Here is a 3,648-nt window from a genome sequence, read left to right on the forward strand (position 1 = left end):
TTGATTTGAGAGCAGGTGGATTCTTAGAAGAGTTGAAACCCGATGCCATAGTACTGACCCTGATCTAAAATAGACGCTTTACTTATTAGCGTACTACTTAACATATTTAATACTCAAATTTGATTCTCTCTCCATCTCTTGGTTAAATATTCTGTATCTTTAGCTACGATTTTATATGCGCTTACCCTGCAATCTCTGAGTGAAGAATGTCAATACTACTTTTGCAAATATGAGAAATTTACTTTAACACTATTGACTTCGCCACATACAAATATGACTTGTGTAGAAGTTTATTTAGAGAACACAAAGCTTTACGTTTCTGAAAAAGCAATCAGCCCTCAAGAAGCAACAGAAGAACTACAGGATTTTATTAGCACACTTGCTGCACAATTACAAACTTTGAACCGAATTGAGTTTTAGGAGTATTTATGAAAGTCGTAGTTCAAGTAGTAGAAAAAATCATTAGTGAAGCGCACATTCACATTCCTGATGGACTCACAGAAGATGCAATCAAACAGCACATCGTTGGACTTTATAACAGTGGCGAAATAACTCCTGATTTAAACATATTTCAGGTTGATTTTGAATCCATCAGCGCAACCATTGTTCAACAACCGCAGGAGGCAGTATGAGACTCACAACTCTACAAGGCCATTACCAGTGCATTGTTATAGATCCTCCCTGGTTCTACAGACTTCGTTCTAAAGACAAAACTCACCGCAACCGCATCCCCTATCAACCAATGCGGACTGAGGAAATTCTGGCTCTGCCCATTCCCGAATTATGCGGGAGCAATGGCTGTATCCTCTGGCTCTGGTTCACGAACAATCACATGGTCGAAGCGGCTCAATGCTTGCAAACATGGGGATTTGAACTCAAGACTATTTTGACTTGGGAAAAAGTTACCAAGGACAACACTAAAACACATCTAGGTGTCGGTCATTGGTTGCGGAATTCGACTGAACATTGCGCTTTGGCTGTTCGTGGGAATGTGAAAGCTTTTGCTGGACGGACACTCACAAACCAGTCAAGCATTTTACACTCACCCCGTCGTGAGCATTCACGTAAGCCCGAACAGTTTTTTGAACTTGTAGAAAAGCTGTGTCCTGATATGACCAAGCTGGAGATGTTCGCACGTTCGTCTAGAGTTGGCTGGGATTGTTGGGGTGATGAGGCTCTGAAGTTTGATCAGCCTGTTGAGCAGAGTCAGCAAGATATTTCCTTAACTGCCTAACTAAGGAATAATTTAGGCACTAAAAGCCTACGCTCATCTGGAAAATCCAATACCAAGCTCTTAAACACTAATTTTCTGTGGGAGTGTCGGTTGTTGGCTGATACAAGGAGCGCAATTGTTCTAAGTTACTGGCCGTCTCTAGTCCCGTAAGAACTGCTCTTAATTGCTCGACATCTTCAATTCTGGAAATTTCTGGTAGTAGGCTTAAACCCTCAGTACCAAATTTTAGTTTTAAACCAACTGCAATCCCTTCTAATAAAGATTCCATTCTGGCAATTCGCTCAAATGATGTCATGTACTGCATAGATTGTTGTGCCTCCAGTTGTTCTACTTCCCTTTTAAATTCTCGTTCTAAATCTAATGGTAATGTCAACATCCAATCAATAAAACCTAACAAATTCAGAATAGCTTCGCGCTCAAACCCCTGCTCGTACAACCTACGCACTAAAGCTAATTTCTGCTGCTTACGTTGTAACCTGTCACCACGGGTTTGCATTGCTGCCAAATGAGCCATGACCACCGTAGCAAACGGATTATGGCTCTCTTCAAGCTCCGACAACCTTTGTTGATAGTCTAGCAGCTTGATCACAGGAAACTGAAAATCAACTGTACAGCCAAACAATTCATAACCAAATTGATTGGGTCGCCAGTCGATGTTGTCATCTCCCAGTACCGCACATGATGCAACAGAGCGATTATAACGGTCAAAAATCCGATAGTTGTATACAAACATACGTTTCGGGAAATCGCTTTCTTCCTGGCTTTGGACTTCGACATGGATCAATAGCCAAGATTCTTCACCCCCAATACGGTAAATTTTCACCAATTTATCAATCAGTCGCTTTCCTAATTCCGCATCACGGACTACTTGCTGTAGCTCCTGATCAAGAAACTCAAAACCTCTACTCCAATCAATTTCACTATGCGCTTGGGGAAAAAAGAACAACATGAAATCTTGGAAATACAACTGTAGTATCTGCTTCCAAGGAGAATCGTATTCAGTAAGAGGTGTTTTCTTAGCCATTTTCAAATGTATTGTCTAATTTCAAATTTCAGAGGTATTTATGCCAACAAACATAGAATGGACAGACTTAACAGATAATATCATCCGTGCCAAGGGAGGCGGTTGGTGGTGTCAAAAAATCTCAGAGGGATGTAAAAATTGCTATAGCGAAAAGCTGAATCAAAATTCTTTCTTTGGTGGGAATAAGCAACCCTACTCTGGGCAACCACCAGAACTAGTGTTAGATACAGAAGCTATTCGGAAATGGGGATTCCAAAGGAAACCTAAGAAGCATTTCGTTTCTTCAATGACTGATGTTTTCGGTGAATGGGTTCCGCGTTTGTGGCAACATGAAATGCTAGATGGAATGTTCGTTGCTCCCAATCAAGTATTTCAGATTCTCACCAAACGCCCAGAAATCATGCTGTCATCTATGGATGAATGGCTCTCCTGTCATGGACTAGACAAGCTACCTTTAAATATTTGGCCAGGAACTTCGATTGAGAATCGCCGCACTTTAGAAGAACGTAGTCAATTTCTTGCTCAAATTCCGGCTTTAATTCGGTTCTGGTCAGTTGAACCATTACTAGAAGATTTGGGTGATATCACTCACTATTTGAATGATGCTCAGTTAGTCATTATTGGTGGTGAATCTGGCCCAAATTCCAGACCATGCCACATGGAATGGCTCGAATCAATTGTCCAACAATGCCAGTCAGCCAAAACACCCGTATTTGTGAAGCAGTTGGGGGCGAATGTTTATTTGAATCAGCAACCTTTTAAAACAAAACACGCCAAAGGCGGCGAACTTGCGGAATTTCCTCAACAGATACAAATTCGGGAATTTCCCAACTTCACTTGTGATTAGAAACAAATCCCTCGATTGTTAAGAGACTTTCGAGGGAAGGCAATTTTTATTAGGTATATCATTATGACTTTAGCAGAAAATCAGCTTAATAATCGGACAGCTTTTGAAGTCTTCATTCCCGGTTTTTTTGATGATTATCCACTTGACTCATCAGAATTCCGGCTGTACGCGCATATCCAAAGAAGAGCGGGTGTAAGCGGTTGTTTTGAGTCTATTCCAAAAATGGCTAAACATTGCTACATCGCTCTCAAAACTGCCAAAAATGCCATCAAGCTTTTACTAGCCGCCGGAATGATTGAAATACAAGAACGTATTGGAACTACTAACATTTATACTCCCACTCCACCTTCTTTGTGGGTTTCTCCTGACCAAATTCAATTACTTCGTTCACAAATTAAGACAGCAAAAGAAACCCCCAGTAAATCGCAAAGTTTTCCCAAGGAGCGATCGCTAACTTTGACCTGCGTAGATTGGAGTAACAAAAGCTACCATTAATATAATTAAAATTTATATAAAATAGAAAGCGGTAAAAAAATGAAATTA

6 protein-coding genes are annotated in these 3,648 nt (G+C 40.6%); 5 read left to right on the forward strand and 1 reads right to left on the reverse strand.

All coding sequences use genetic code 11. From position 1 onward, the window contains the following. The first annotated feature begins 273 nt into the window (after positions 1 to 273). The 3 genes from H6G96_RS40375 to H6G96_RS40385 are packed head-to-tail and all read left to right on the forward strand — an operon-like array spanning position 274 to position 1,234. Complete coding sequence (locus H6G96_RS40375) at positions 274 to 420, forward strand: hypothetical protein (protein ID WP_190920233.1); 147 nt, start codon at positions 274 to 276, stop codon at positions 418 to 420. A gap of 8 nt (positions 421 to 428) precedes the next feature. After that, positions 429 to 632: a hypothetical protein gene (locus H6G96_RS40380; RefSeq protein WP_190920235.1), complete on the forward strand. Its 204-nt coding sequence runs from the start codon at positions 429 to 431 to the stop codon at positions 630 to 632. Further along, on the forward strand, positions 629 to 1,234 hold the full coding sequence (locus H6G96_RS40385; RefSeq protein ID WP_190920237.1) for an MT-A70 family methyltransferase: 606 nt from the start codon (positions 629 to 631) through the stop codon (positions 1,232 to 1,234). The genes H6G96_RS40380 and H6G96_RS40385 overlap by 4 nt, the downstream gene beginning before the upstream one ends. A 67-nt stretch (positions 1,235 to 1,301) precedes the next feature. Here the strand turns inward: H6G96_RS40385 and H6G96_RS40390 are convergent, their stop codons facing one another. Next, positions 1,302 to 2,258, reverse strand: coding sequence for a cytosolic protein (locus tag H6G96_RS40390; RefSeq protein ID WP_190920239.1), 957 nt, complete (start codon positions 2,256 to 2,258; stop codon positions 1,302 to 1,304). A 40-nt stretch (positions 2,259 to 2,298) separates the two neighbouring features. Here H6G96_RS40390 and H6G96_RS40395 point away from each other — a divergent pair, with 40 nt between their 5' ends. Next, entirely contained in the window at positions 2,299 to 3,105 is an 807-nt protein-coding gene (locus tag H6G96_RS40395) for a DUF5131 family protein (protein WP_190920241.1), read from the forward strand. Between the two features lie 63 nt (positions 3,106 to 3,168). Beyond that, positions 3,169 to 3,600 (forward strand): helix-turn-helix domain-containing protein, encoded by a 432-nt coding sequence (locus H6G96_RS40400; protein ID WP_190920243.1) that lies wholly within the window; start codon positions 3,169 to 3,171, stop codon positions 3,598 to 3,600. The last annotated feature ends 48 nt before the right edge of the window (positions 3,601 to 3,648 follow it).

Source organism: Nostoc sp. FACHB-892 (genome assembly GCF_014698795.1).
Classification (GTDB): domain Bacteria; phylum Cyanobacteriota; class Cyanobacteriia; order Cyanobacteriales; family Nostocaceae; genus Nostoc.

Coding starts and splice junctions, on each gene's coding strand:
- H6G96_RS40375 (WP_190920233.1), top strand. CDS start 274: ATGACTTGTGTAGAAGTTTATTTAGAGAACACAAAGCTTTACGTTTCT.
- H6G96_RS40380 (WP_190920235.1), top strand. CDS start 429: ATGAAAGTCGTAGTTCAAGTAGTAGAAAAAATCATTAGTGAAGCGCAC.
- H6G96_RS40385 (WP_190920237.1), top strand. CDS start 629: ATGAGACTCACAACTCTACAAGGCCATTACCAGTGCATTGTTATAGAT.
- H6G96_RS40390 (WP_190920239.1), bottom strand. CDS start 2,258: ATGGCTAAGAAAACACCTCTTACTGAATACGATTCTCCTTGGAAGCAG.
- H6G96_RS40395 (WP_190920241.1), top strand. CDS start 2,299: ATGCCAACAAACATAGAATGGACAGACTTAACAGATAATATCATCCGT.
- H6G96_RS40400 (WP_190920243.1), top strand. CDS start 3,169: ATGACTTTAGCAGAAAATCAGCTTAATAATCGGACAGCTTTTGAAGTC.